24 protein-coding genes and 2 tRNA genes are annotated in these 24,280 nt (G+C 61.7%); 9 read left to right on the top strand and 17 right to left on the bottom strand.

Translation table 11 applies throughout. The features are described from left to right. The 3 genes from K3177_RS12550 to recJ all read right to left on the bottom strand — a co-directional run bounded on the left by K3177_RS12550 (window position 1) and on the right by recJ (window position 2,059). Window positions 1-75 (bottom strand) — tRNA-Glu (locus tag K3177_RS12550). 46 nt (window positions 76-121) lie between these two features. After that, window positions 122-196: transfer RNA gene (locus K3177_RS12545), tRNA-Glu, on the bottom strand. An 81-nt stretch (window positions 197-277) separates the two neighbouring features. Beyond that, window positions 278-2,059 (bottom strand): single-stranded-DNA-specific exonuclease RecJ, encoded by a 1,782-nt coding sequence (gene recJ, locus K3177_RS12540; RefSeq protein WP_221598508.1) that lies wholly within the window; start codon window positions 2,057-2,059, stop codon window positions 278-280. Between the two features lie 79 nt (window positions 2,060-2,138). On the opposite strand from recJ, the gene K3177_RS12535 reads away from it, so the two are divergent. Then, the gene (locus K3177_RS12535) at window positions 2,139-2,624 is read left to right on the top strand and encodes a flavodoxin family protein (RefSeq protein WP_221598507.1); all 486 of its coding nucleotides are present in this window, start codon (window positions 2,139-2,141) and stop codon (window positions 2,622-2,624) included. A gap of 25 nt (window positions 2,625-2,649) precedes the next feature. Then, window positions 2,650-3,447, top strand: a complete 798-nt coding sequence (locus tag K3177_RS12530) for a hypothetical protein (protein WP_221598506.1) — start codon at window positions 2,650-2,652, stop codon at window positions 3,445-3,447. Here the strand turns inward: K3177_RS12530 and K3177_RS12525 are convergent. Next, window positions 3,444-4,412: an NAD(P)H-dependent flavin oxidoreductase gene (locus tag K3177_RS12525; protein WP_221598505.1), complete on the bottom strand. Its 969-nt coding sequence runs from the start codon at window positions 4,410-4,412 to the stop codon at window positions 3,444-3,446. The two genes, K3177_RS12530 and K3177_RS12525, sit on opposite strands and share 4 nt — an antisense overlap. 80 nt (window positions 4,413-4,492) lie before the next feature. Next, window positions 4,493-5,542: an amidohydrolase family protein gene (locus K3177_RS12520; RefSeq protein WP_221598504.1), complete on the bottom strand. Its 1,050-nt coding sequence runs from the start codon at window positions 5,540-5,542 to the stop codon at window positions 4,493-4,495. 195 nt (window positions 5,543-5,737) lie between these two features. Here K3177_RS12520 and K3177_RS12515 point away from each other — a divergent pair, with 195 nt between their 5' ends. Then, window positions 5,738-7,573: a sensor domain-containing diguanylate cyclase gene (locus K3177_RS12515; protein WP_221598503.1), complete on the top strand. Its 1,836-nt coding sequence runs from the start codon at window positions 5,738-5,740 to the stop codon at window positions 7,571-7,573. Here K3177_RS12515 and leuA read toward each other — a convergent pair. Further along, entirely contained in the window at window positions 7,570-9,252 is a 1,683-nt protein-coding gene (gene leuA / locus K3177_RS12510) for a 2-isopropylmalate synthase (RefSeq protein ID WP_221598502.1), read from the bottom strand. The genes K3177_RS12515 and leuA overlap by 4 nt on opposite strands. Before the next feature lie 228 nt (window positions 9,253-9,480). Between leuA and K3177_RS12505 the strand changes: the two genes are divergently transcribed. Further along, complete coding sequence (locus K3177_RS12505; protein WP_221598501.1) at window positions 9,481-9,903, top strand: PaaI family thioesterase; 423 nt, start codon at window positions 9,481-9,483, stop codon at window positions 9,901-9,903. On the opposite strand, the gene K3177_RS12500 is transcribed toward K3177_RS12505, so the two are convergent. From K3177_RS12500 to miaA, 7 genes are all read right to left on the bottom strand, one after another. After that, on the bottom strand, window positions 9,900-11,048 hold the full coding sequence (locus K3177_RS12500; protein WP_221598500.1) for an alpha-hydroxy acid oxidase: 1,149 nt from the start codon (window positions 11,046-11,048) through the stop codon (window positions 9,900-9,902). The two genes, K3177_RS12505 and K3177_RS12500, sit on opposite strands and share 4 nt — an antisense overlap. A gap of 76 nt (window positions 11,049-11,124) precedes the next feature. Next, the gene (locus K3177_RS12495; protein ID WP_221598499.1) at window positions 11,125-11,781 is read right to left on the bottom strand and encodes a YceI family protein; all 657 of its coding nucleotides are present in this window, start codon (window positions 11,779-11,781) and stop codon (window positions 11,125-11,127) included. A gap of 109 nt (window positions 11,782-11,890) precedes the next feature. Then, window positions 11,891-12,925 carry a ketol-acid reductoisomerase gene (gene ilvC / locus K3177_RS12490; RefSeq protein ID WP_103023378.1) on the bottom strand — a complete coding sequence of 345 codons (1,035 nt, stop codon included), beginning with the start codon at window positions 12,923-12,925 and terminating at the stop codon, window positions 11,891-11,893. Between the two features lie 25 nt (window positions 12,926-12,950). Next, window positions 12,951-13,466 (bottom strand): acetolactate synthase small subunit, encoded by a 516-nt coding sequence (gene ilvN / locus K3177_RS12485; RefSeq protein WP_103023379.1) that lies wholly within the window; start codon window positions 13,464-13,466, stop codon window positions 12,951-12,953. Then, window positions 13,463-13,762, bottom strand: a complete 300-nt coding sequence (locus K3177_RS12480) for a hypothetical protein (RefSeq protein ID WP_103023380.1) — start codon at window positions 13,760-13,762, stop codon at window positions 13,463-13,465. Before K3177_RS12480 ends, ilvN begins: the two co-directional genes overlap by 4 nt. Continuing rightward, window positions 13,762-15,513, bottom strand: a complete 1,752-nt coding sequence (gene ilvB / locus K3177_RS12475; protein ID WP_221598498.1) for a biosynthetic-type acetolactate synthase large subunit — start codon at window positions 15,511-15,513, stop codon at window positions 13,762-13,764. The genes K3177_RS12480 and ilvB overlap by 1 nt, the downstream gene beginning before the upstream one ends. 116 nt (window positions 15,514-15,629) lie before the next feature. Further along, a complete protein-coding gene (miaA, locus tag K3177_RS12470; RefSeq protein ID WP_221598497.1) occupies window positions 15,630-16,574 on the bottom strand; it encodes a tRNA (adenosine(37)-N6)-dimethylallyltransferase MiaA in 945 nt (314 codons plus the stop codon). Between miaA and serB the strand changes: the two genes are divergently transcribed. Both serB and K3177_RS12460 read left to right on the top strand, forming a co-directional pair. Further along, entirely contained in the window at window positions 16,531-17,463 is a 933-nt protein-coding gene (gene serB, locus K3177_RS12465) for a phosphoserine phosphatase SerB (protein ID WP_247714439.1), read from the top strand. The genes miaA and serB overlap by 44 nt on opposite strands. A 68-nt stretch (window positions 17,464-17,531) precedes the next feature. Continuing rightward, window positions 17,532-18,365, top strand: coding sequence for a Coq4 family protein (locus tag K3177_RS12460; protein ID WP_221598496.1), 834 nt, complete (start codon window positions 17,532-17,534; stop codon window positions 18,363-18,365). 39 nt (window positions 18,366-18,404) lie between these two features. Here the strand turns inward: K3177_RS12460 and K3177_RS12455 are convergent, their stop codons facing one another. Genes K3177_RS12455 through K3177_RS12440 form a run of 4 tightly spaced genes read right to left on the bottom strand, consistent with a single transcriptional unit; the run spans window position 18,405 to window position 22,476 of the window. Continuing rightward, entirely contained in the window at window positions 18,405-19,154 is a 750-nt protein-coding gene (locus tag K3177_RS12455; RefSeq protein WP_221598495.1) for a DUF72 domain-containing protein, read from the bottom strand. Further along, complete coding sequence (purL, locus tag K3177_RS12450) at window positions 19,139-21,385, bottom strand: phosphoribosylformylglycinamidine synthase subunit PurL (RefSeq protein WP_221598494.1); 2,247 nt, start codon at window positions 21,383-21,385, stop codon at window positions 19,139-19,141. The genes K3177_RS12455 and purL overlap by 16 nt, the downstream gene beginning before the upstream one ends. Before the next feature lie 10 nt (window positions 21,386-21,395). After that, window positions 21,396-22,076, bottom strand: a complete 681-nt coding sequence (locus K3177_RS12445) for a hypothetical protein (RefSeq protein ID WP_221598493.1) — start codon at window positions 22,074-22,076, stop codon at window positions 21,396-21,398. 4 nt (window positions 22,077-22,080) lie between these two features. Next, complete coding sequence (locus K3177_RS12440; protein ID WP_196846237.1) at window positions 22,081-22,476, bottom strand: DUF2177 family protein; 396 nt, start codon at window positions 22,474-22,476, stop codon at window positions 22,081-22,083. Window positions 22,477-22,540: 64 nt separating this feature from the next. Here K3177_RS12440 and K3177_RS12435 point away from each other — a divergent pair, with 64 nt between their 5' ends. The 3 genes from K3177_RS12435 to coaD are packed head-to-tail and all read left to right on the top strand — an operon-like array spanning window position 22,541 to window position 24,212. After that, window positions 22,541-22,798, top strand: coding sequence for an exodeoxyribonuclease VII small subunit (locus K3177_RS12435; RefSeq protein WP_103023388.1), 258 nt, complete (start codon window positions 22,541-22,543; stop codon window positions 22,796-22,798). Window positions 22,799-22,812: 14 nt separating this feature from the next. Beyond that, window positions 22,813-23,703 carry a polyprenyl synthetase family protein gene (locus tag K3177_RS12430; protein WP_196848095.1) on the top strand — a complete coding sequence of 297 codons (891 nt, stop codon included), beginning with the start codon at window positions 22,813-22,815 and terminating at the stop codon, window positions 23,701-23,703. Further along, window positions 23,700-24,212 (top strand): pantetheine-phosphate adenylyltransferase, encoded by a 513-nt coding sequence (gene coaD, locus K3177_RS12425; protein ID WP_221598492.1) that lies wholly within the window; start codon window positions 23,700-23,702, stop codon window positions 24,210-24,212. Before K3177_RS12430 ends, coaD begins: the two co-directional genes overlap by 4 nt. Window positions 24,213-24,280 lie beyond the last annotated feature (68 nt).

The following is a 24,280-nucleotide window of genomic DNA, read 5'->3' as shown; positions in this document are numbered from 1 at the left end:
TGGTGACCCGTACGGGAATCGAACCCGTGTTTCAGCCGTGAAAGGGCCGCGTCCTAACCGCTAGACGAACGGGCCACAGGAGTGGCGCTTTTTGCGGATTGCAGAAGCAATACCACCACCGTGGTGACCCGTACGGGAATCGAACCCGTGTTTCAGCCGTGAAAGGGCCGCGTCCTAACCGCTAGACGAACGGGCCACGCCCGCTTGGCGGGTCGGTGGCGTGGCGGGGCAATTAGGCGCGGGGGTTCGGGTCGTCAACCCTGGAATGCACGCAATATTATCGATCCGCCCAGGCAGCGTCTTCAAGGTGAAGCTCCGCTTGGGGACGGCTGCCCCAATCGTCGATCTTCACACGCCCGGCGAGCCACAGTTTGCGCCCCTTCGAGGCGTGGAGCAGTGCCTGGCCCATTTCGCTCTCTGCTGCACGGAAGGCGATTCCCTTGAAGCTCTTTCCATCGTCGCCAGCAGCGATCAGCCGGACGTGATCGGTGCCGACAATGTCGCATTTGACCAGCCGCACCGGCCCTACGGCAATGCGCGGACCGGGCCAGCCCACCCCGTAAGGGCCGGCTTCTTCGAGTGAATTGACCAGTTCAGGTGTCAGGCCGCCAGGCGCCACCGAAAGATCGAGCGCCATTTCGCGGCTGGCCGTGGCCCGCGCAACCTGTCCTTCCAGAGTGGAATCGAGCCAGCCTGCAAATCGTTCGATCTGGTCGCTATCGACAGTCAAGCCCGCCGCCATGGCGTGGCCGCCGCCTGCAACCAGCATTCCTTCGCTTCGTGCGCGGATGATAGCTGCACCCAGATCCACTCCGGTAATCGAGCGTCCAGACCCTTTGCCGGTTTGCCCGTCGAGAGCGATCACAAGCGATGGCTTGCCGGTCTTCTCCTTGATGCGACCAGCCACGATACCGATAACGCCCGGATGCCACCCTTCGCCCGCAACAAGATGGACGGCACGATTGTGCTGGGCGGCTAGCTGTTCTTCGGCAGCTTCCTGAACAGCCGCCTCGATCGCGCGGCGTTCATCGTTCAGGGCTGAAAGCTGTGCAGCAATTTCCCGCGCTTCGTCGGGATCGCGCGTCGTCAGCAGCCGAACGCCCAATGTTGATTCGCCGACCCGCCCGCCAGCATTGATTCGGGGGCCAAGTGCGAAGCCGAGGTCGGAACAGGCCGGGGCGCGCTTGAGCCGACTGGCATCGATCAACGCGGCCATGCCGATGTTGTTACGCTTCGCCATGACTTTCAGGCCTTGCGCCACGAATGCGCGATTGAGGCCGTGCAGAGCCGCTACGTCAGCCACAGTACCCAGCGCCACCACATCCAGGAGCGCCAGCAGGTCGGGCTCCTTGCGATTTTCGAAGTAGCTGCGGTTCCGCAACGTTCGGACGAGGGCGATGGCGAGCAGGAACGCGACACCGACGGCGGCCAGATGGCCATGCGATGCAGCCTCGTCTTCCTCATCGAGCCGGTTCGGATTGACCAGCGCAACCGTTTTGGGAAGGTCGGGAGAGCATTTGTGATGATCGACGACGATTACATCGATGCCTGCATCATGCGCCATGCCCAGCGCCTCATGCGCCATCGCGCCGCAATCGACGGTGACGATCAGGCTCGAACCTTCCTCGCCCAGTTTGACCAGCGCCTCGCCCGACGGGCCGTATCCTTCGAGCAGTCGATCGGGAATGTAATAGCCGGCCTCCACGCCGAGATCGCGCAACAGCCGGATCAGCAGCGCGGAACTGGTCGCGCCATCGACATCGTAATCGCCGTAGATGGTGATCTTTTCGCCGGAAAGGACAGCCTGTGCGATCCGGTCCGCCGCGGTGTCCATATCGCGAAAAAGCGACGGATCGGGCAGGAAGTTGCGCAGTGTGGGGGTCAGGTGGCGGTCGATATCCTGCGGTGCGACCCCGCGCGACAACAGGAGCTGGCGCACGATATTATCGCCGAGCGAAGGGGCGTTGCCGAGTTCCATATTGCCGCCTCGCCAGCACCAGGCGCGCCCCGTGAGGGAAGTGGATACACCGAATACGTTGGAAAGGGCCTGTGATGGCATGGCCCGGCAATACTCTGTCGGCCGACGATGCGAAAGGTGCATGCATTGACAATCTACAGGCGCTGGCGATGCTGTGCGAATGTCTACCGGATCCCTCCTCATAGTCTGGCACAGCCGGACCGGCACCAGCGAACAACTGGCCAGAGCGGCTGCCGACGGTGCGGGCGAGGGGGGCGTGCCGCTGCGCGCAGAAGATTGCGCCCCTGCCGACCTGCTGTCTGCCGGCGGATATCTGTTTTGTTGTCCTGAAAATCTCGCCAGCATGAGCGGCATGATGAAAGAGATGTTCGATCGCTGCTATTATCCCGTTTTGGGGCAGATCGAAGGGCGACCCTATGCAACCATCATCGCCGCCGGGTCGGATGGCGAAGGGGCGCAGCGCCAGATCGACCGTATCGCAACCGGATGGCGGCTGAAGCGTGCGACCGAGGCCTGGATCGTGAATACCGACGCGCAGGAACCGGAGGAAATTCTGGCCGAAAAGACTGTTGCCCAAAGCGACATCGACCAGGCGAGGCAATTGGGCGAAGCGATGGCGGAAGGCCTTGCCCAAGGTATTTTCTGACAATCTATCGAACGGGGATCGAGCGGTGAAAGAAGCGTCTTACGACGAAGCTGGAAAATCGAGCCTGCCGGGTCTCCTGCTGCTGCTCGAACCGGGTGGTCGGCCCGATCATGACGCCCTACACAGGATGATAGCGGATATACCGCGTGCCGATGTGAGCATTCCCCGCATATTGAATGCCTCGGGGATTGTGGAAGTCATCGTCGATGGCCTGACATTCGATATCCATGGCCTCGCATCGGATGCTCCGATTTCTCCTCTGCCCATCCAATATGCATTCGATTGTCGCGTTGAGGATCTGTCGGGTTGCGATGCGATGGGCCTTTGTCCGGCGCCGCATCTGGCAGGTGGCGCAAATGCCTTGCCCGTCATCCGCACGCTGCTGAGTCTCGGCATAAAGCTTGCGGAACGTATCGACGGGGTGCGCGCCGTGTGCTGGACGCCCGCCAGAACCGCCATCGCAGCATCGACGTTCATCGATGCGGTCAATGCTTGGCTGGCCGGCGGGCAAATTCCCGCGCCCGGCCTGTTCGGGCTTTACAGCGAAGCGGACGGCACGAGGAGAACCGATGGACTGGCCTTTCTCTTCGGCCGGGAGCTCGTCATCGACAAAGATCTTTGCAATGACGACGCCGCTGCCATGCGTATGGCTGCGAGCATCGCCCACGATCTGGCAGGCTACGGCGCCCCCGATGTTGCGGAAGACCGCTGGCTGGAGGATGGCTGCGCAATCCGACTTGAACCGGATGATCGGACGGCAACCGTTGGCGTCCGATCCGCACCCAAATCTGCCGAACTGGCAGTTGCGGCGCGCGCCCGTTAGCCGATAGTTTTCGCCAGTTCCGTCTTGGCCGCCTGATATTCGCGTTCAAGCCGGGAGACGGTTTCTTCGACTGGCGCACTTTTCGTGACCGTTCCGATGCCCTGACCCGAACCCCATATGTCTTTCCAGGCCTTGGCCTTGGTATTGCCGCCGCTGCCGAAGTTCATCTTGCTCGGATCGCTGACCGGGAGGTTTTCCGGATCGAGGCCGGCACCTTCGATGCTCGAGCGCAGATAGTTTCCATGCACACCGGTAAACAGGTTCGTATAAACGATGCCGTCGGCACGCCCTTCGACGATCGCCTGCTTGTAGCGTTCGTCGGCATTGGCTTCGGTGGCGGCAATCCAGGGCGATCCGATATAAGCGAAATTCGCGCCCAGCGCCTGCGCCGCCAGGATCGAACGCCCGTGCGCGATCGAGCCAGACAGGGCCACCAGCCCGTCGAACCATTCGCGGATTTCCTGCATCAGCGCGAACGGGCTGAGGACACCTGCATGGCCGCCTGCGCCCGCTGCCACGGGGATGAGGCCGGTAGCACCTTTTTCGATAGCCTTTCGCGCAAACCGGTCGTTGATGACGTCGTGCATGGAAATGCCGCCCCAGTCTTCGACGGCGCTGAACACCTCTTCGCGCGCGCCGAGCGAGGTAATGACCAACGGCACCTGCCATTTGGCGCAGGTCGCCATGTCCGCTTCGAGCCGGTCGTTCGACTTGTGCACGATCTGGTTCACGGCATAGGGCGCCGCCGGGCGATCGGGATTGTCGCGATTATGTGCGGCCAGTTCTTCGGTGATCTGATGCAGCCATTCGTCGACCTGGGTTTGCGGGCGGGCATTGAGCGCGGGGAAAGACCCGATGATCCCCGCCTTGCACTGCGCGATGACTAGTTCCGGACCCGATACGATGAAGAGCGGCGAGCCGATGACCGGCAGGCGCAGCTTGTCGAAGGGGGCGGGCAGGGTCATGGCGGTAGGTCCTCTCTCGTGTGATCGAGGAGGGGTTATGGCGGCTTCGTCCCGTTGTCGAGGGTGACGTTACGTAAACGTCAAGCGGCGGGAAGGATGTGCTCGATGTCGTAAATACGCGCGGCATTGCCAGCAAACAGCGCACGCTTTTCCTCGGCGCTGTAGCCTTGAGCAAGCCGTTTGAATGCATTCCACAACACCGGATAACTCGCGCCCCATCGGTCGACGGGATAATTCGATTCGAACATCGCCCGGTCTGTGCCGAAAGCTTCGATGCAGGTCTCGATATAGGGCTGCCACATTTTGGCGAGTTTTTCTGACCCATGGCCCGCTGCAGGTCCGTCTTCGGGCATGCCGCAAAACGCCATGGCAAGACCGCCCAGCTTTACCGCGACATTCGGGCATTGGCCGATCGCGTTGATCGATGCGCGCCACGTATCGAAGCGTTCGTCCAGCTTGCCGCGATAGCTGGCAATGTTGAGCGGCGTACCGCAATGGTCGAGAACGATCTGCTGATCGGGAAACGCTTTTGCCAGCTCCAGCACATCGCCGAGCTGCGGCTCGAGCAGCCAGGCGTCGAAAGTCAGTCCGTGCTCGGCATAAGCGGCAAAGCCGGCGCGAAAGGCATCCGATCCGTAAAGACCTTCCGGAGCGTGAAACGGAGGTCCGAGTACCTCTGCATCGGCATCCCAGGCGCCTGCATGGCGGATCCCCTTGAACCTCCCGTTGCCGGCTGCAACCAGCGCTTCGATCACCGGATTGACAGCTTCGCCCAGTGTAAGGTCGGCATGGCCGACGATTGCGGCACAGGGCCGGTAATCGCCGTACAGCCCGCTCGCGCCCTGTGCCGCAACGCCGTTCACGAATTCGACTTCGCCCACGGGTTTCATCGCGTCGCCGCGACTTGCATCGTAAAAGGCACCGCATTCCATGAACACGGTGCCGATGATGTTATGGCCGCTATGCGTGTCCGAATGCAGTTCGTCGAAGGTGTAGTAAGCTGCCCCGGCGATGGCATCGATGAAATCGTGTCGCGGTTCGGGGAAGGCCGGGATCAGGGGCCGCAAATCCCATAAATGGTGATGCGGATCGATGATCGGCAGATCGGGTTCAAGAATGTCTTCGGTCATCGTCAGCCTCTTCCCTTTTGTTCTTTGCAGCGATGTAAACCTGAAGAGGCACGGCCCTGACAAGCGAAATTGGCGAGTCCGTCCAATTGGTTCGCCCATTGGTTCGACGCCGCAGTGAGGATCGCGGCCGACTACGTGATCTCACCAATATGCTTCCCTTCGCGCGATTAACTGCCGGACTGTATCCAGACGCTCATGGCGATTGCGGATCGAACTATGCGCGCCGCGATGCGTATCGTGGCCTACGGAACGCTCTTCCTAGCTGTTACCTGCTGCACGATCTTCTGGACCCGCTTTACGGGTGGCCTGGCGTTCGTGTGGCTCGGAACGGCAATCGCTTCGGCGCTGTTCCTGGCCCTGCCGCGCGCCCAACACTTCCGGGCCGCTGCCTTTCTGACCTTGATGAGCACAGTCGCGACCAGCCTCTTCGGGTTCGGACCTGTCTGGGCTTTTCCACTCGCGCTGATCAATGTGTTCGAAGCCTGGTTCATTGCCTGGCTGCTTGTGCGGATCAGGCCGGAACGCGACTATATCGAAAGCGAACGTGGGATCGTATGGCTCGGCTTGCTGGCAGGTGTGGCGGGTCCGTTTGCGGCGGCCATTCCCGGTGGGCTGCTGGTCACGCAGATCGTGGGTGGAAGCGCGCAATTTCACACTTTCTCGTGGCTGGTGGGCCATGGCCTCGGCACCCTGCTGGTAATGCCACTTGCCCTGCTGCTGACGTCATACCGCGAACCCTTGGTCATGCGGGTCAGAGAAGTCGGGAAGGTGTTCTCCTTCTCCGCCGTCGTCCTGCTAACCCTGGCAATTTCAGCCTGTGCGCTTCTCCAGTCGACATTGCCGTCGCTGTTTTTGCCGATCGTACCGCTGGTACTGGCAAGCTACCATTTCGGCCGCTTCGGTGCATCGATCACCGTCCTGATCATAACGGCATTTTCGGCCGTGACGCTCGGGCTGGATGTCGGTGTCTTTGCCGAACTCCACCTCGAACTGTGGCAGAAAGTCCTGTTCGTTCAGTTCTACCTCAGCGTACTGCTGCTGATATCGTTTCCCATGGCCGTGGCGCTCAAGCAGCGACAGCGGTTCATGCAGGAACTGGTCAACCGGGAAGCAATGCAACGGTTGATTGCCGATCATTCCGACGATGCTCTCCTCCATCTGGATGAAAGCGGAACGATCCGCTTCGCATCGCCGGCCTCGACGCGGCTGAGCGGGCACGACGCGGTCGAAGGCCGGCATCTCGCGGCGTTCTTCGGTACGTTCGACCGCAAAATTGTCGTCGATGCGCTCGCGTTGGCTGCCAGATGTCCCGGCCAGACGGAAATCATTGAACGCTCGGTCGAGCGGGGTGGAAAGACACGCTGGCTCGAAGCGAAATTGCGGGCCATCGAACCTGCAAGGAAGCAGGCCCCGACCTTTGTCGTGACCATTCGCGACGTCACCGAGCGCAAGCTCGCTGAAATCCAGATATCACGGGAAGCGCGAACCGATGTGCTGACAGGTCTGCCCAATCGCCGTGCCCTTCTCGGCGTGCTGGAAGAGCAGCTCGAATTTGCCGACGAAAGGCCGTTCGGGTTTGCCCTGATCGATCTCGATCACTTCAAGGCGATCAACGATTCCCATGGACATGCGGTGGGAGACAAAGTGCTGCAGCAGGTCGCTGGAATCATGCGTGACAGTGCGAGCGACGATTGCTTTTTTGCTCGCATAGGCGGCGAAGAATTCGGGCTGGTTGCCGTCGGCTCGGCTGTTGATAACATGGCCATCATTTGCGAGCGCCTGCGTCTTGCCATTCTGCGCAACGTAATGACCGACAATGACGGCGGACATTTCAACGTCACTGCCAGCATAGGAATCGCGCGGATATCAGAACGGTGCAGTTCGTCGATGGCCATGCAGGCGGCCGACGGCCCGCTCTATTCGGCAAAGGCTGCCGGCCGCAATTGTCTGCGCTTTGCCCAGCACATGGGGCATTTCGTGCTAGCGGACACGAACGACATGCCCGCATCGCCTCTGCGCGCTATCCGCTAGGTCGGCACAACCGCCGAATTGGCCGCGCTGAGCACGGCTCGAACACTGGCCGTTGCGATGTCCTCGTCGATCCCGCAGCCCCAGATCGTGCGTCCCTCGGCAGTTCGGCATTCCAGATAGGCCGCCGCACGGCTGTCGCGTCCGGTCGTCAGCGCGTGTTCGGTATAATCGACGACTTCCAGGCTCAGTCCGAAAGCGTCCTCGATCGTGCTCACCACCGATGAAATAAGCCCGTTGCCGCGGCCCGATACCGTCTGTTCCTGCCCTTCCACAGCGATCGTGCCTGTGAAGAGGCGGGTTCCGTCGCTTGCCCGACGCTCTTCGTATTCGACCAGCTGGAAATGTTTGGGGCGGCTCTGGACATGGTAGGCCGTCCTGAAGGCCTCCCAGATGTCGGCGGCATTGAGTTCGCGCCCCAGACGGTCCGCCATGCGTTGCACATGCGGGCTGAAATCGGCCTGCATCTTCTTGGGCAGCTTGAGACCCTGATCCTGTTCCAGAACCCAGGCAAACCCGCCTTTGCCGGATTGCGAATTTACGCGGATCACGGCTTCGTAGCTGCGGCCCAGATCGGCGGGATCGATCGGCAGGTATGGTACGCGCCAATGCGGATCGTTTTGCGTTTCGAGCGCTGCGAACCCTTTCTTGATGGCGTCCTGATGACTGCCGGAAAAGGCGGTATAGACCAGTTCCCCGCCATAGGGATGGCGCTGATGAACGGGCAGTTCGTTGCAATATTCGACGGTCTCGATAACGCCGTCGATGTCTGAAAAGTCGAGCTTGGGATCGACGCCCTGCGTGTACATGTTCAGCGCCATTGTCACGAGGCAGCAATTGCCGGTGCGTTCTCCGTTCCCGAACAGGCATCCTTCGACCCGGTCTGCGCCTGCCATCAGTGCCAACTCGGCTGCCGCAACGCCGGTGCCGCGATCGTTATGCGTGTGAAGAGAGATCACCGCACTTTCGCGATTGGGCAGGTTGCGGATGAAATATTCGACCTGGTCGGCGTAAATGTTCGGGGTGGCCGCTTCGACTGTTGCAGGTAGGTTGAGGATGATGGGATGGTCCGGCGTCGGGGCCAGTACATCCATAACCGCTTCACAAACCTCGAGACTGAAATCGAGTTCGGCAGTCGAGAAGGTTTCCGGACTATACTGAAAATGCCAGTCCGTATTCGGTTGACGACCTGCCTCGTCGCGCATGACTTTTGCGCCTTGAACCGCGATGTCCCGCACCTGATCGCGGGTCATGTTGAACACCACTTCGCGCCATGCGGGGCTGACGGCATTGTACAGGTGTACGATGGCCGCCCGCGCGCCGGACAGGCTGGCAAAGCTGGTTCGGATCAGGTCTTCACGGCTTTGCGTCAGTACCTGGACCATCACGTCGTCGGGGATCCGGCCTGACTTCACGAGGCCTGAAATGAAATCGAACTCGGTCGCGCCTGCGCTGGGGAACCCGACTTCGATTTCCTTCACGCCAACGTCGACGAGCAGATCGAAAAAGCGGGTTTTCTTGTGCGCGTCCATGGGGTCGACGATGGCCTGATTACCGTCGCGCAGATCGGTCGACAGCCACCGTGGCGGAGTTGTTATGGTGCGCGTCGGCCATTGCCGGTCGGTCAGAGGGACCTGCGGAAAGGGCGAATATTTGGTGCTCGGGTCGCGGAGCATGGACATCTGGAAAATCTCGGATCTTGCGGAAACTTGCGGGTGAAACTTCGTCCCTTGGGCGCTCAGCGCACCCGGGCAGGCACGCAAGCTGTCACGCCCAAGGGCGTGTAAGTCGCAGAATAAGGCCGAGTGCGCCGTTCATGCGCATCGCTATGCGAAAGGATGTATGGGTTGTAAAGAAAAACAGTCTTGGGCATCCCGAGAAATTATATTTCTCATCCACAAGGACAGACAATGGCCGAAGCGCATTCTCTATATGAAACGATGGGGCTGTTGCGCATCGTCGAAACCGATCCTGAAGGGCGGGCAACTCTCGAATACGAAGCGAAGCGGGAGCAATGCCATTCAGGCGGTGTAGTGCAGGGTGGCTTCATCAGCGGGTGGATCGATGCGGCCATGGCGCATGCTGCCATCGCGAAGAACGGGCCGGGGATCGTCCCGATGACGCTCGAACTCAAGGTCAGCTTTTTCGCGCCCACGCGGCCTGGCCTGGTCATTGCCGAGGCCTGGGTCGAGCGCCACGGCAAGCGCACAAGTTTCTACGAGGGGCATTTGAAGCAAGCGGATGGGACCGTGTTGGCCAAGGCTACCAGCACGATCCTTCTGGCGGATATGACCCGCGTGGTGGCGGCATCGAAGAAAGCGACGGAAAGTTAGCGCCAGCGCAGCCTGTCCGGCGTCAGTTGCGAGAGCGACGTGACGCCCATCAGCCGCATCCCCCGCTCGATCTCTTCCTTGAGGATGTTCACCGCACGCTCCACACCAGCCTGACCCGCGGCTGCCAAGGCGTAGAGATAGAGTCGCCCGCCAGATGCGGCGGTTGCGCCAGCAGCCACGCTTTTGAGAACGTGCGTCCCACGCCGGACCCCGCCATCGAGAATGATCTCGATCTCGCCGCCGACCGCGTCGACGATTTCGCGAAGCTGGTCGAACGGCGCGCGACTGCCGTCGAGCTGCCGACCGCCGTGATTGGAAATTATGATCGCATCGGCGCCGATTTCAACCGCCCGCCGCGCGTCGGCAACGCTCATGATACCCTTGAGCGCGAAGGGGCCGCCCCAATCCTGCCGGATGCGCGCGGCGGTATCCCAGTCCATGTTCGTATCGAGCATGGTGTTGAAATAATCCTGGATGCTTACGGGCCTGCCTGTACCTTCCTGCACATAGCCGTCGAGATTGGGCAGGCGGAATTTCGGACCGAAGACGTAATCCATCGTCCAGCGCGGGCGCGTGGCGTAACTCCACAGCGCGCTCGGGGTGAAACGAGGCGGCGTGGTGAAGCCTGATCGCAGGCACCGCTCGCGTTTGCCGGACACGATGGTATCTACGGTCAGCGCCAGCGCATCGAACTTCGCCGCCTGGCAGCGCTCGATCATGCTGGCGTTCAGCCCCTTGTCCTTGTGAACGTAGAGCTGGAACAGCTTGGGCCCGCTCGTCAGCGCTGCGATCTCTTCGATGGAGTGTGTGGCAAGGCTGGATATCCCGAACCACACGCCGAATTTCTCCGCCGCCAATGCGACCGCGCGTTCTCCATCGCGGTGAAACGCGCGCTGCAGCGCGGTTGGGCTCAGCATGAGGGGAAGGGTACTTCTGCGCCCCATGATCGTGCAGGAGGTGTCGATTTCGCCCACGCCCGCCAGCACATCGGGCACCAGATCGACATCGCCGAAGGCGCTGGTGTTGCGCGCCTTGGTGATTTCATCGTCGGCCGCACCGTCGATATAATCGAACACCGGCCAGGGCAGACGCCGCTCGGCAAGCGCCCTGAAATCGCCGATATTATGACAATCGCGAAGCTTCATGACGACCGATCGGCCCGGCTAGTGTGGCAGGCAAGCGGGCGCGTCCATGACCCGGTGCCATGGACGCGCCTGTCTTTCATTGTTTCTCGAACGCGGCGCTGATCGTCAGTTCGACCTCGTCGGATACCATCGGCACGAAGGTCGACAGGCCGAACTCGCTGCGGTTGATCGTCGTGGTCCCCTCGAAGCCGATCGTTTCCTTCTTGCTCATGGGGTTGGCCCCTGCGCCGGTGAATTCGGCAGCGATCGTGACGGGCCGCGTGACGCCGTTCATGGTCAGGTCGCCCACGATGGTGGCGCCCGTTTCGCCCGAGCGGGTGACCGATGTCGAAACGAAGCGCGCGGCATCGGGGTTGGGGCCGAAGAAATCGGGTTCGCCGCCGTCCTTGCCAGCTCTCAGTAGGTGGTCCTTGAGGCCGGCTGATGCGACGGTCACGTCCGCGATCGGGATGGTCACGTCGAGGCTGGCGGCTTCAGGGTTCGCCGGGTCCAGCTGCAGCGTCCCCTCGATGTCGCCGAACAGGCCGAAATAGTCGTTGAAGCCGAAGTGGTTGAGCCGCCAGCTTACCAGCGTGTGTCCGGGATCGGTGGCATAGGTGCCGGCCGTGACGCGCGAGACATCGACCTGGCCGGGGATGGCGGGGGCATCGTCGGCAAAACCCGGGGCGGCCAGAACGAGGGCAAGTCCGCCGGCAAGCGGCAATGCGTGGCGCAGTTTGATGGGAAAAGTCATTGATGCAGTCTCCTGTTGCAGATCCGGGCCGGAGTGTGCGCATCGCGTGGGAAGGGCGCAAGAAGGCACACGGGGGTAACCCCGCAGCGTCCCGCTTGTGCCCGAACCGTCAGTTCTTGTCCTTGTCGACCAGCTTGTTCGCCCCGATCCACGGCATCATGGCGCGCAGCTGCGCCCCGGTCTGTTCGATCGGATGCGCTTCGGCGGCCTTGCGACTTGCCTTGAGTTCCGGTTGCCCGGCCTGGTTGTCGAGCACGAAATCCTTCACGAACCGGCCGGACTGGATATCCTTCAGCACCCGCTTCATCTCGGCCTTCGTTTCGTCCGTGATGATACGCGGACCGGTCTTGATGTCGCCGTATTCGGCCGTGTTGCTGATCGAATAGCGCATGTTGGCGATACCGCCTTCGTACAGCAGGTCGACGATCAACTTGGTTTCGTGGAGGCATTCGAAATACGCCATCTCGGGCGCATATCCCGCCTCCACCAGCGTTTCGAAACCCGCCTGGATCAGGTGCGTGATGCCGCCGCACAATACCGCCTGCTCACCGAACAGATCGGTTTCGCATTCTTCCTTGAAGTCGGTTTCGATGATGCCCGAACGCCCGCCGCCCACGGCACTGGCATAGGACAGGGCGAGCTGCTTGGCATAACCCTGGCCGCCCGACTGCTCGCTTTCCTGGTGCACCGCGATCAGGCAGGGCACGCCGCCGCCCTTGATGTATTCGCCGCGCACGGTGTGACCCGGGCCCTTGGGCGCGATCATGATCACGTCGACGTCGGCCGGAGGATCGATCAGGCCGAAATGGATATTGAGCCCGTGAGCGAAGGCCAGCGCGCTGCCCGGCTTCATCTTGCCAGCGACCTCGTTGGCGTAGATTGCGGCCTGATGCTCGTCCGGGGCAAGGATCATCAGCACATCGGCCCATTCGGCAGCCTCGGATACCGTCTTCACCGTGAATCCTGCGCTCATCGCCTTTTTCGCCGTAGCCGAACCTTCGCGCAGCGCGATGACGACTTCGCCGACACCGCTGTCACGCAGGTTCTGCGCATGGGCATGCCCCTGGCTGCCATAGCCCACAATGGCGACCTTCTTGTCCTTGATCAGGTTCGTGTCGCAATCGGTATCGTAATAAACTTGCATTGGATTCCTCTTGAAAACTTTGGCGTCAGTCCTGTGCAGGACCGCGCATCATGCCCACGATCCCGGAACGACCGACCTCGACGAGGCCGAGTTCGCGCATGAGAGCGATGAAGCTGTTGATCTTGTCGGGCGAACCCGTGAGTTCGAAGACGAAGCTGCTGGTCGTGGTATCGACCACATTGGCGCGGAACAGTTCGGCAATGCGCAGCGCCTCGACCCGGTTGTCGCCTTTCCCGGCTACCTTCACCAGCGCCAGTTCGCGTTCCACATGGGCGCCGCTTTCCGTCAGGTCGATCACCTTGTGCACCGGCACCAGCCGTTCGAGCTGGGCGCGGATCTGGTCGATCACCGGCTCGGGGCCGTTGGTGACGATGGTGATCCGGCTGATCGCGTGGTCTTCCGAAATGTCGGCCACGGTCAGGCTGTCGATATTGTACCCGCGCGCGGTGAACATGCCCGTGATCTTGGCCAGGATACCCGGCTCATTGTCGACGATGACATTGAGAACGTGCCGCTCGGCGGCCTGCATGGCGATCTTCATTGTTCGCGATCCTGCCACAGGGGTTCGAACATGCGCCCTTCGCCGTCGTAGTCGCGCAGGAAATCGCGGCCGCGCCGCACGGCTTCGAAATTATCCGTCTGGCGGCTGAGGTCGAGCGTGTCGGGCAGCAGGACCCAGGCTTCGTCGTCCTGCTTTTCCGCGACTTCCATGCCCAGGAAACGCTGGCCGTTATCCTCGATCCAGTTCAGCAACCGGTCGGCATCGTCACGGGTGAACCACACGCGCCGTTCTGCGCGATCCGCAAACTGCGGCGGTATTTTCTGCTGCATTCCCATCAGACCAGCGCCTTCGCTTCATCATCCATGGTGCCGCCCACTTCGTCTCCGTAAAGCAGCATGTCGGTATGCGCCGCCCCGCTGGGGATCATCGGGAAGCAGTTGGCTTCCTTGGTCACCTGACAATCGACCATCACCGGGCCGTCATGCGCCAGCATGGCTTCGATCCCCGCATCCAGCTGGCTTTCATCCTCGATGCGGATGCCTTTCCAGCCATAGGCTTCCGCCAGTTTCACGAAATCGGGCAGGCTGTCGGAATAGCTGTTGGAATAGCGGCTCTCGTAGGTGAGCTCCTGCCATTGGCGGACCATGCCCATGTACTCGTTGTTGAGGATGAATATCTTCACCGGCAGGCGATACTGGCTGGCCGTGCCCAGCTCCTGGATGTTCATCTGGATGCTGGCTTCACCGGCAATATCGATCACCAGGCTGTCGGGATTGCCCAGTTGCGCGCCGATCGCTGCGGGCAGGCCATATCCCATCGTGCCCAGACCGCCGCTGGTCAGCCACCTGTTCGGCTGCATGAAGTGGAAATACTGTGCCGCCCACATCTGGTGCTGGCCCACTTCGGTGGTGATGATCGGATCGCGGTCCTTCGTCAACGCGAACAGGCGCTCGATGCTCTTCTGCGGCATGATCTGGTCGCTTCCGCGCTCTGGATACGCCAGGCAGTCGCGCGCTTTCCAGCCCAGGATGCGCGCCTTCCATTCGGACAGGTCGCGGGGTTTGCGATTGCCCCAGGCTTCCACGATCTGTTCGAGCACATGGGCGCAGTCGCCGATGATGCCGAGATCGACGGGGACGATCTTGTTGATGCTCGCGCGATCGATATCGATGTGAACCTTCTTCGCTTCGGGCGCGAAGGCATCCAGCCGTCCGGTCACGCGGTCGTCGAAGCGGGCCCCGATCGCAATGATCAGGTCGGCCCGGTTCATGGTCATGTTGGCTTCGTATGTGCCGTGCATGCCCAGCATGCCCAGCCAGTCCGGATGGTCGGCGGGGAACGCGCCCAGTCCCATCAGCGTGCTGGTGACCGGCGCGCCTGTCATGTCCTGCAGCTTGCGCAGCAACTGGGTCGCTCGCGGCCCGGCATTGATCACGCCGCCACCGGTATAGAACACCGGGCGCTCCGCCCCCGCCAGCATCTCGACCGCCTCCGCGATCTCATCGGCGGCGCCCACCATGCGGGGCTGATAGCGGTGTGAGGGAAGGGGGCTTTCGTCTTGACCGTCCCAGCTCGCCAAGGCGATCTGCACGTCTTTCGGAATGTCGACGACCACGGGGCCGGGTCGGCCGGATGTGGCGATGCGGAACGCTTCCTCGATCGTCGCGCCCAGCCGCTCGGGGTCTTTCACGAGGTAATTGTGCTTGGTGCAATGCCGCGTCAGGCCGATCGTGTCCGCTTCCTGAAAGGCATCGGTCCCGATCAGCGCCGTGGGCACCTGTCCGGTGATCACCACCATGGGGATCGAATCCATATAGGCATCGGCGATACCGGTTACGGCATTGGTCGCGCCCGGCCCGCTGGTTACCAGCACGACCCCGGGCTTGCCGGTGGAACGGGCATATCCTTCCGCAGCATGCGCGGCGCCCGCTTCGTGACGTACCAGAATATGCCGAATGCCGTCGTCCGCGAATAGCTCGTCGTAGATCGGCAGCACCGCGCCGCCGGGGTATCCGAAAACGAATTCCACACCTTGCCGCTTGAGACATTCGATCAGGATTGCTGCGCCGCTGCGCTCGATACTCACGTCAACCTCCGACCCGTTCGGGTCTTCACAAGATACAAATCGGCCCGACGCTGGGGTCTGAAGCGCCGGGCCGACAACGCCTCAGATAGGCGGGCCGTATTTCACGGTCAACCGCCTTATTGAAATAAAGAAACAAAAAAATCGTGGTCAGCGATAGTTTTGTTATCCGCCCTCGGCCACGACTGGGGCAACTGATTGCGGAACCATGTATATTGGCGCTTGGCATACTGGCGCGTGGCAAGCTGGCCAGCGGCGATAGCTTCAGCGCGCGATAGATCTCCTTCAAGCAATGCCTTGATCTCCGGAACGCCGATGGCGCGCATGACGGGCAGGGCAGGGTCGAGACCGCGCTCCAGCAGCGCCTCCACTTCCGCCAGCGCCCCCTTGTCGAGCATGCGCTCGAACCGCAGGTCGCAGCGGGCATTCAGCCACTCGCGCTCCGGCAGCAACACCAAGGGGTGCAGCGCGATTTCCCCGCTGATCCCTCCCGACTGGCGGTCCTGCCAGTAGATCATCGGATGGCCGGTGGATCGCACCACCTCCAAGGCGCGGGCCATCCGCTGGCTGTCGCGCGGGCCAAGGCGTCCGGCGGCCTCCGGGTCCTCCTCGACCAGGCGGGCGCGCAGGTCCTCGGTCGAAAGCTCGCGCACCGCCTCTCGCACATGCGGATCGATCGCGGGGATCGGGGATATGCCATCCAGCAATGTGCGCATGTACAGCCCGGTCCCGCCGCACAGGATCGGCACGCTGCCGGCGGCGTGCGCTTCCTCTATCGCGGCTTTGGCGGCATCGGCCCAGTTGGCGGCAGAGCAGGGCTCGACACCGTCCCATGTTCCGAACAGTCGATGTTCGATCCCGCCCATCTCGTCTTCGGTGGGCCGCGCCGACAGAATATGCAGGTCGCGATAGACCTGCTGGCTGTCGGCATTGATTATGACGCCATGGCGTCCCTCGCGACCGAGGCGCTGTGCCAGCTTCACCGCGAGATCGCTCTTGCCGCTGGCGGTCGGCCCTGCGATGAGCGCGACCGGTTTCAAATCGGGAGAAATATTGGTGCTCATTGCCCGGCTGATAGCAGACATGGACGGCGTGGAAACACGCCTCGACGCGGCAATGAAAGCCTGTGCAGCGGCGGACATGCCGGTGGCCATGGCGGGCATGCTCGATTTCTGCAGCGACGTGCTTCAGCTTTCGCTCCCGCATGGCGACGGCAGGCAGCTTGCGGAAATCCTGACCGAATATTTCGGCGATTGCGATCTGCTCATCTCCGATCACGAAATCGAAGTGCCACGCCTCTTCGTATCCGACATGGATTCCACCATGATCGGGCAGGAATGTATCGACGAACTCGCAGACTTCGCCGGGCTGAAGGACAAGGTGGCCGCAATCACCGAACGGGCGATGCAGGGCGAACTCGATTTCGGCAGCGCTCTCAAGGAACGCGTCGGCTTGCTCGAAGGGCTGGAAGAAAGCGCGATCCACCGCTGTCTGGCCGAACGCATCCGGCCGGTCGATGGCGCGCGCACGCTGGTCGCCACGCTACGAAGCAAGGGGTGCCGCACCGTTCTGGTCACCGGCGGCTTCCATCATTTCGCCGATCCCATTGCCGAAGATCTCGGCTTCGAACGGGTCGTGGGCAATCGTCTCGGTGTCGCGGGCGGCAAGTTGACCGGTCTGCTTGCAGGGCCCGTCAGCGATGCGTCGACCAAACTCGCAACGCTGGAAGAAGAACGCGCACAACTCGGCGAAGGCGCGCGGGTTCTGGCTACGGGCGATGGCGCCAATGACATTCCCATGATCGAGGCGGCGGATTACGGCATCGCCTATCGCGCCAAGCCCAGGGCCCGCGATGCGGCCAATGGACGGATCAACAGTGTACACCTCACCGCTATACTCCGGCTGTTCGGTATTCCGGAGAGCGAGTGGGTGGAGGATTTCGCTGCTGGCTAGCCGGTACGCGCCTTCCCCCAGCGAAGGGGCTAGTTTCTTTTAAGGACCGATCGGCTATAACCGGCGGCATGACCGGAACGTCTCCCGCCGCAATCGATCTGGAAACTGCCTTTGACGGCACGCCCTTGCGCCATCCGACTCGCCCTCGGTCCCGCTATCGCCCGCTGGCAGCAGTGCGGCATTTTCGCGAACTGCTCAAAGACAAGGAAAACACGGCGGAAGTCTTCAGGATTTACGATGCGCTGCCTTCCCGGCAGTTTGTCCCGCGTGTGCGCGCGCTGACGCTCAGCCCGCATGGCGATGCTCTACGTCGCAGCGAACCGTTTCTCCCTCCCATCCTCGACGATCACGATGCCCTGCGCAAAACTCCGGCCGGTTCGGTCGCGCACGCCTATTGCGATTTCATGGAAAGCGAAGGTCTCTCGGCCGCCGGTCTCGTCGCGGAATCGGAAAAAGCGGGGCGGCCGGTCTATGACGATCTGGTTCAATGGTTCGGCTTTCGCCAGCGCGACACCCACGATCTCATGCACGTTCTGACCGGCTACGGCCGCGATGCGCTCGGCGAACAATGCGTGCTGCTGTTCACCCACGGCCAGAGCCCGAGCCAGGGCCATCTTCTGCTGGGCTATGCAGGCTCGTTGCATCTCAAGAAACTCGTGAAGAGCCGGGCGCCGGTAATGAAGGCCGTTCGTCAGGCTCATCGCACCGGCAAGGCCTGCCCGCCCCTCGTCGAACTTTCGATCCGGGAACTGCTGGTCAAGAATCTCGAGCAGGCAAGGGCCGAACTCAACATCCCGGAACCGCATTGGTATCGTGAATGCCACCGCATCTGGCGCGAAGAAGGCATCGATCCCTACGATCTGCTTGCTCAGAAACAGGAACCGGAACTCGTTTCTGCCTGATCGGCGTGGCATCACTCTGTATGGCCGGGTGTTCGGCCCTCAGATCATACGTTTGATCAGCATACGTGCCGCTGTCGGATTGCGCACTTTCGCGCCGGCGATGAAGAACACATAGGCATCGCGCCCGCCCTTGGACCACCCGCGCGCCCTGTCGGCCCACGCGTCCAGAGCCTCGTCATCATACCCGGTTTCCACTGATTCTTCAGTACGTTGCAGCCGGGCATAGGAGAAATCCGCCGTCGCCTCGTCGACGCAGGGATATTCATCGCTATCGGCAAAAACCACCGCCATGTTCCGCGCGCGCGCAAGCTCGAAGAATGTTGGATCTTCGAAACTTTCATGCCGGATTTCAAGGGCGTGGCGCAGCGGAACGCCGTCTTGGCTATCGGGAATGAGGTCCAGAAACCGGGCGAAATCGTCTCGCTCGAAATGCTTGGTCGGCGCGAATTGCCACAGGATCGGTCCCAGCTTGTCGCCCAGTTCGGTGAAGCCCTGATTGAGAAACTTCTCAATCGAATCAGCGCCTTCTGCCAGAACTTTGCGCGCAGTCGAATAGCGGGAGGCCTTGACGGTGAACTGGAAACCTTCCGGTACGGCCTCGCCCCATTTGCGCCAGCTGGCCGGCTTCTGCCGGCCATAGAAGGTGGCATTTATCTCGATCGCAGTAAGATGCTGCGCGGCGTATTCCAACTCCCGCCGCTGGACCAGCCCGTCGGGATAGAAGACGCCGCGCCAGGGCTCGTAGGTCCAGCCCCCTATGCCGATGCGGACCGTCAGCCTTCCATCCACTCTGTAAAGAACGAGGTATGGGCCGCCTTCAGTTCGGCGATCGTCTTGTCAAACAGCGTATCGCCGCCCGTCTTCCCGATCCGCCTGAACCCGATCGAGGCCGTGTCCTCGTTCTCCGTTCCCTTGGCGAGCGCTTCATTCAGCGCCTGCGTATCCGGCACGGTAACGATGTAGCGGCCCTGATCTTCGCCGAACCACCACTGCGCCTGCGTGTAATCGCGGTGCCATTCGACGTCGGCACCGATCCCGCCAGCCATGGCCATTTCCGCCAGAGCGACGGCAAGGCCGCCGTCGGAAACATCGTGCACCGCGCTGACCAGGCCATCCGCGATAAGCTGGAGGACGATCTTGCCGGCGTTCTTTTCGACCGTGAGGTCCGTCGGCGGTGTGCGCCCTTCGTCGCGGCCGTGGATTTCGCTGAGCCAGAGCGACTTGCCCAGATGCGAACGCTCCGGATCGGGCGTCGCCCAATGTTCTGCGCGGATGAGATAGATGGCTTCGCCTTCGGCCTTGAAGGGCATGGTCATCATCTTGTCGTAGTCGTCGATCAGGCCGACCCCGCCGATAGCGGGCGTGGGCAGGATGGCGCTACCGCCACCGGTCGCCTTGCTCTCGTTATACAGGCTGACGTTGCCGGACACGATCGGGAAATCGAGTACGCGGCAGGCGCGGCCCATACCTTCGAGAGCATGGACGAACTGGCTCATGATTTCCGGGCGCTGCGGGTTGCCGAAGTTGAGGCAGTTCGTCACCGCCAGTGGGCGTGCTCCGACTGCGCAGAGGTTGCGATACGCCTCCGCAATGGCCTGTTTGCCACCTTCATAGGGATCGGCGAAGACATAGCGCGGCGTACAATCGGTGCTGATCGCCAGCGCCTTCTTCGTGCCGTGAACCCGCACCACGCCCGCATCGCCGCCGGTCTGCAGCGTGTCCGCGCCAACCTGGCTGTCGTACTGTTCGGAAATCCACCGGCGCGACGAGAGGTTGGGCGATGCGAGCAGCTTGATCAGATCGCCGCCGACATCGTCGGTATCGGGCCGCTCGGTCATCGGCTTGATGCCGGCCCAATCGGTGTATTCGTCCTTCGATATATAGGGGCGGTCGTATTCCGGCGCATCCGCGGCGAGGGGGCCAAGCGGGATGTCGCATACGACTTCGCCGCCGAATTCGAGCACCATGTGCCGTGTATCGGTCACTTCCCCGATGACGGCGAAATCCAGTTCCCACTTCTTGAAGATGGCCGCAGCCATTTCTTCCTTGCCGGGCTTCAGCACCATGAGCATGCGCTCCTGGCTTTCGCTCAGCATCATTTCATAGGGCGTCATGCCCTCTTCGCGGCAAGGAACCTTGTCCATGTCGAGCCGGATGCCGGCCTTGCCATTGGTCGCCATCTCCACGCTGGACGAGGTCAGACCCGCGGCGCCCATGTCCTGAATGGCGACGATGGCGTCGGTGGCCATCAACTCCAGACAGGCTTCGATCAGCAGCTTCTCGGTGAAGGGATCGCCGACCTGCACGGTCGGGCGCTTGGCCTCCGCGTCCTCTTCGAAATCGGCGGAAGCCATGGTCGCGCCGTGAATGCCGTCACGCCCGGTCTTGGAGCCGACATAGACGATCGGATTGCCGACGCCGGTCGCGGCGCTGTAGAAAATCTTGTCCGCGTCGGCGACGCCCACCGTCATCGCATTGACAAGGATATTGCCGTCATAGGCCGGGTGGAAGTTGGTTTCGCCGGCAACGGTCGGAACACCGACGCAATTGCCATACCCGCCGATCCCCGAGACCACGCCCTTGACCAGGTGCTTCATCTTGGGGTGATCGGGACGCCCGAAGCGCAATGCGTTGGCGTTCGCCACCGGGCGAGCGCCCATGGTGAACACGTCGCGCAAGATGCCGCCGACACCGGTCGCCGCGCCCTGATAGGGTTCGATGTAACTGGGGTGGTTGTGGCTTTCCATCTTGAAGATGGCGGCCTGCCCGTCGCCGATATCGATCACGCCGGCGTTTTCGCCCGGACCGCAGATAACCCAAGGAGCCTCGGTCGGCAGCTTTTTCAGATGCAGTCGGCTGCTCTTGTAGGAACAATGTTCCGACCACATGACCGAGAAGATACCCAGTTCCACGAGATTGGGCTCCCGGCCGAGGGCGTTCAGAACGCGTTCGTATTCTTCGGAGCTGAGGCCGTGCTGTTCGACGACTTCGGGGGTGATCGCGGATTCGACATTTGCCATGCGCGCGCGCTTAGCGCCGCACGCCCGACACTGCCAGTCCCACGAGACTTTTATGCCATCTTGTCGACTGCACCCAGAAGGCGAGGGCGGTCAGAATGCCGAAGGAAAGCAGGGCGGTCACATATATCCCCGTGCCAGCTTCCTGCGGCTGCGGGCCGAACCAGTTGATCACCTGGAATATCAGCATCGTTCCCAGCAAAATGAGCGGTGGGACCACTGGGCCTTTCGTGCGCCTGATATAAAAGCAGAAGGCGGCCAGCGTTATCCCGATCTCCAGCGGCATTTCGATCCAGGGCGAATTCCACAGCCCCATTCCGAATTTCTCTTCCCCGCCTGCAAGGGTAAGATCGGGCCCGTGCGCGAGCAGATCGAGCAGCCAGTGGCTCAATACCACGATTGCTCCCCATGTCGCGGCGATGGCGTTTCGCGAGACGAGCCAGACCACGATTGCGAAGCCCAGCGCCCATGCCGCGGTGCCGGACAGGCTGTGGGTGTAGGGCATGTGATAGAGATCGAGCGGGTTCATCGCTGTCATTCCGGGCACGATCCGCAGTTTCTCGATCCCGACGATCGCGAAGGTGAAGAACGCCCAGTCGACCAGTTGCGCCGCGATGAACAGCGTGCCCAGCTTGGGCGCTTCTTCCGTTATGCCGCGAGCGAGGAAGGCGGGGGCGAAGTGACCGATGAACATCGGCTCAGCCGAACCTGTCGGCGGCGAATGTAGCCGCACTGGCCGCCACGGCAGTCGCAAATGCGCCCCAGCAGATGTCGACCAATGTGACGATCGTCGACCAGTTGCGCATGGTCGCCTGGTTCGTCAGGTCGTAGGTTGCATAACAGATCGCGCCGAGCAGCGCGCCGTTGAGGGCAGCTGCCCCTATGCCGCCTGCCAATCCCGGACGCACGGCAAACCACACGATCGCGCAGATGTAGGCACAGTAGAAAAGCAGCGCGGGGACCATGCGGAAGCTTTCCGCCAGCAGACCGCCAAGCTGGGGGCGGTAGAAGTTGGGGCCGGCCCAACCCAGCCACGCCGCGTCGAGGATCCCGAAAACCAAAGCAGCTGTGACGGCGGCGACAATCCACGTCATATTCGCTCCCCCTCTTTTCGCCTTACTTGACCGCGCGCAGGTGGGCCGTCAATGCTTCCCGCCGATGGCAGAGGAACAGTTACAGATTTCGGATTTGAATTTCGAGCAGGCTCTACGCGAGCTCGAAAGCGTCGTGCGACGGCTCGAGAGCGGTGACGTGCCGCTCGACGAGAGCATAGACTTGTACGAACGCGGCGAGCAATTGCGCAAGGCGTGCCAATCGCGACTCGACTCCGCGCAGGCGCGGATCGAAAAGATCGTCGCCGGTGCCGATGGGAAGCCCACCGGGACCGAGCCTTTCGACGCGGACGGCGGTGCATGAGTGTGATGACGACCATGCCTCCTCGTCTGGGCGAGGCGTTCGAGCGGGTACAGAGCGACATAGACAGCGCGTTCGATGCGTTTCTTCCCGTTCCCGACGATAGCAGGGCCCGTCTCGTCGAAGCGATGCGCTATGCCGCGATCGGCGCGGGCAAGCGCATGCGACCCCTGCTTCTGGTCGCGACTTCGGAACTCTTCGGCGTAAACCGCAATGCTGCAATCAACGCAGGGTGCGCGGTCGAGGCGATCCACGCCTATTCGCTTATCCATGACGATCTTCCCTGCATGGACGACGATGCCATGCGGCACGGAAAACCTTCGGTGCACAAGGCGTTCGACGATGCAACGGCAGTCCTGGCAGGCGATTGCCTGCACGCGCTGGCCTTCGACATCCTGACGCAGCTCGACACCAGCGCGGATCCCTTCGTCCGCTCGGAACTTGTCGCCACCCTGGCCCGGGCAAGTGGCCACGATGGCATGGCTGGCGGGCAAATGATGGATATCGTCTCTCAGGAAGAGAATTACGATCTCCGCCAGATCACCAGGTTGCAACAACTCAAGACAGGGGCATTGCTTGCAGCCAGCGTCGAAATGGGCGCAGTGCTCGGCCGTGTGCCACCCGAAGGGCGCGCGCATCTTCGTGCCTATGCCCGCGATATCGGCCTTGCTTTCCAGATCGCGGACGATCTGCTGGACGTGGAAGGTGACGAAGCGAAAGCCGGCAAGGCGCTGCGCAAGGATGAAGAGCAGGGCAAGCAGACCTTCGTGACGCTGATGGGTGTTGAACAGGCCCGCGCGCAGGCGACGATGCTGGTCGAACAGGCGGGTCGGCACCTCTCGAGCTATGGTGAAGACGCCCGGCTTCTTGTCGAACTCGCCGACTTCGTCGTGAAAAGAGATCATTGATGGCCAAACGTATCGGCATTTATCCCGGAACATTCGACCCCATCACGCTGGGCCACATGGACATCATCGAACGGGGCGCCAAGCTGGTCGACGAGCTGATCATCGGGGTGACGACCAATATCGCTAAATCCCCTATGTTCGACGACGACGAGCGTATCGCCATGGTCGAACGCGAAGTTGCCAAAATCGCCTGCGACACCATTCGCGTGGTCGGGTTCAACTCGCTGTTGATGGACTTCGCCGAACAGATGAATGCAGGGATCGTCGTTCGCGGAATTCGCGGGGTGACGGACTTCGAATACGAATATCAGCTCACCGGCATGAACCGCCAGCTCAACGACCGGATCGAAACGGTCTTTCTCATGGCCGATGTCGAACTGCAGCCGATTGCCAGCAGGCTGGTGAAGGAAATCGCGTTTTACGGCGGCCCGATCGAAAAGTTCGTCACCCCTGCGGTGCGGGCCGATGTAGAAGCGCGGGTCCAGAAGATGGCGCCGCGCGGCGGCTGACGGATGATTTCCACCTATTCATTGAACGGACAGACGCCTCGCGCTAGTGGGTCGGCAATCCATGACAT

Source organism: Qipengyuania pacifica, from assembly GCF_019711555.1.
In the GTDB taxonomy this organism is placed as follows: domain Bacteria; phylum Pseudomonadota; class Alphaproteobacteria; order Sphingomonadales; family Sphingomonadaceae; genus Qipengyuania; species Qipengyuania pacifica.
Note: the sequence above shows the minus strand (reverse complement) of the source record. Positions and strands in the feature narration are given on the sequence as shown.

Excerpts from the sequence above, each read along its gene's own strand:
- recJ (WP_221598508.1), bottom strand. The coding sequence starts at position 2,059 with ATGCCATCACAGGCCCTTTCCAACGTATTCGGTGTATCCACTTCCCTC.
- K3177_RS12535 (WP_221598507.1), top strand. The coding sequence starts at position 2,139 with ATGTCTACCGGATCCCTCCTCATAGTCTGGCACAGCCGGACCGGCACC.
- K3177_RS12525 (WP_221598505.1), bottom strand. The coding sequence starts at position 4,412 with ATGACCCTGCCCGCCCCCTTCGACAAGCTGCGCCTGCCGGTCATCGGC.
- K3177_RS12520 (WP_221598504.1), bottom strand. The coding sequence starts at position 5,542 with ATGACCGAAGACATTCTTGAACCCGATCTGCCGATCATCGATCCGCAT.
- K3177_RS12515 (WP_221598503.1), top strand. The coding sequence starts at position 5,738 with ATGGCGATTGCGGATCGAACTATGCGCGCCGCGATGCGTATCGTGGCC.
- leuA (WP_221598502.1), bottom strand. The coding sequence starts at position 9,252 with ATGTCCATGCTCCGCGACCCGAGCACCAAATATTCGCCCTTTCCGCAG.
- K3177_RS12505 (WP_221598501.1), top strand. The coding sequence starts at position 9,481 with ATGGCCGAAGCGCATTCTCTATATGAAACGATGGGGCTGTTGCGCATC.
- K3177_RS12500 (WP_221598500.1), bottom strand. The coding sequence starts at position 11,048 with ATGAAGCTTCGCGATTGTCATAATATCGGCGATTTCAGGGCGCTTGCC.
- K3177_RS12495 (WP_221598499.1), bottom strand. The coding sequence starts at position 11,781 with ATGACTTTTCCCATCAAACTGCGCCACGCATTGCCGCTTGCCGGCGGA.
- ilvC (WP_103023378.1), bottom strand. The coding sequence starts at position 12,925 with ATGCAAGTTTATTACGATACCGATTGCGACACGAACCTGATCAAGGAC.
- ilvN (WP_103023379.1), bottom strand. The coding sequence starts at position 13,466 with ATGAAGATCGCCATGCAGGCCGCCGAGCGGCACGTTCTCAATGTCATC.
- K3177_RS12480 (WP_103023380.1), bottom strand. The coding sequence starts at position 13,762 with ATGGGAATGCAGCAGAAAATACCGCCGCAGTTTGCGGATCGCGCAGAA.
- serB (WP_247714439.1), top strand. The coding sequence starts at position 16,531 with ATGAGCGCGACCGGTTTCAAATCGGGAGAAATATTGGTGCTCATTGCC.
- miaA (WP_221598497.1), bottom strand. The coding sequence starts at position 16,574 with ATGAGCACCAATATTTCTCCCGATTTGAAACCGGTCGCGCTCATCGCA.
- K3177_RS12460 (WP_221598496.1), top strand. The coding sequence starts at position 17,532 with ATGACCGGAACGTCTCCCGCCGCAATCGATCTGGAAACTGCCTTTGAC.
- purL (WP_221598494.1), bottom strand. The coding sequence starts at position 21,385 with ATGGCAAATGTCGAATCCGCGATCACCCCCGAAGTCGTCGAACAGCAC.
- K3177_RS12445 (WP_221598493.1), bottom strand. The coding sequence starts at position 22,076 with ATGTTCATCGGTCACTTCGCCCCCGCCTTCCTCGCTCGCGGCATAACG.
- K3177_RS12440 (WP_196846237.1), bottom strand. The coding sequence starts at position 22,476 with ATGACGTGGATTGTCGCCGCCGTCACAGCTGCTTTGGTTTTCGGGATC.
- K3177_RS12435 (WP_103023388.1), top strand. The coding sequence starts at position 22,541 with ATGGCAGAGGAACAGTTACAGATTTCGGATTTGAATTTCGAGCAGGCT.
- K3177_RS12430 (WP_196848095.1), top strand. The coding sequence starts at position 22,813 with ATGCCTCCTCGTCTGGGCGAGGCGTTCGAGCGGGTACAGAGCGACATA.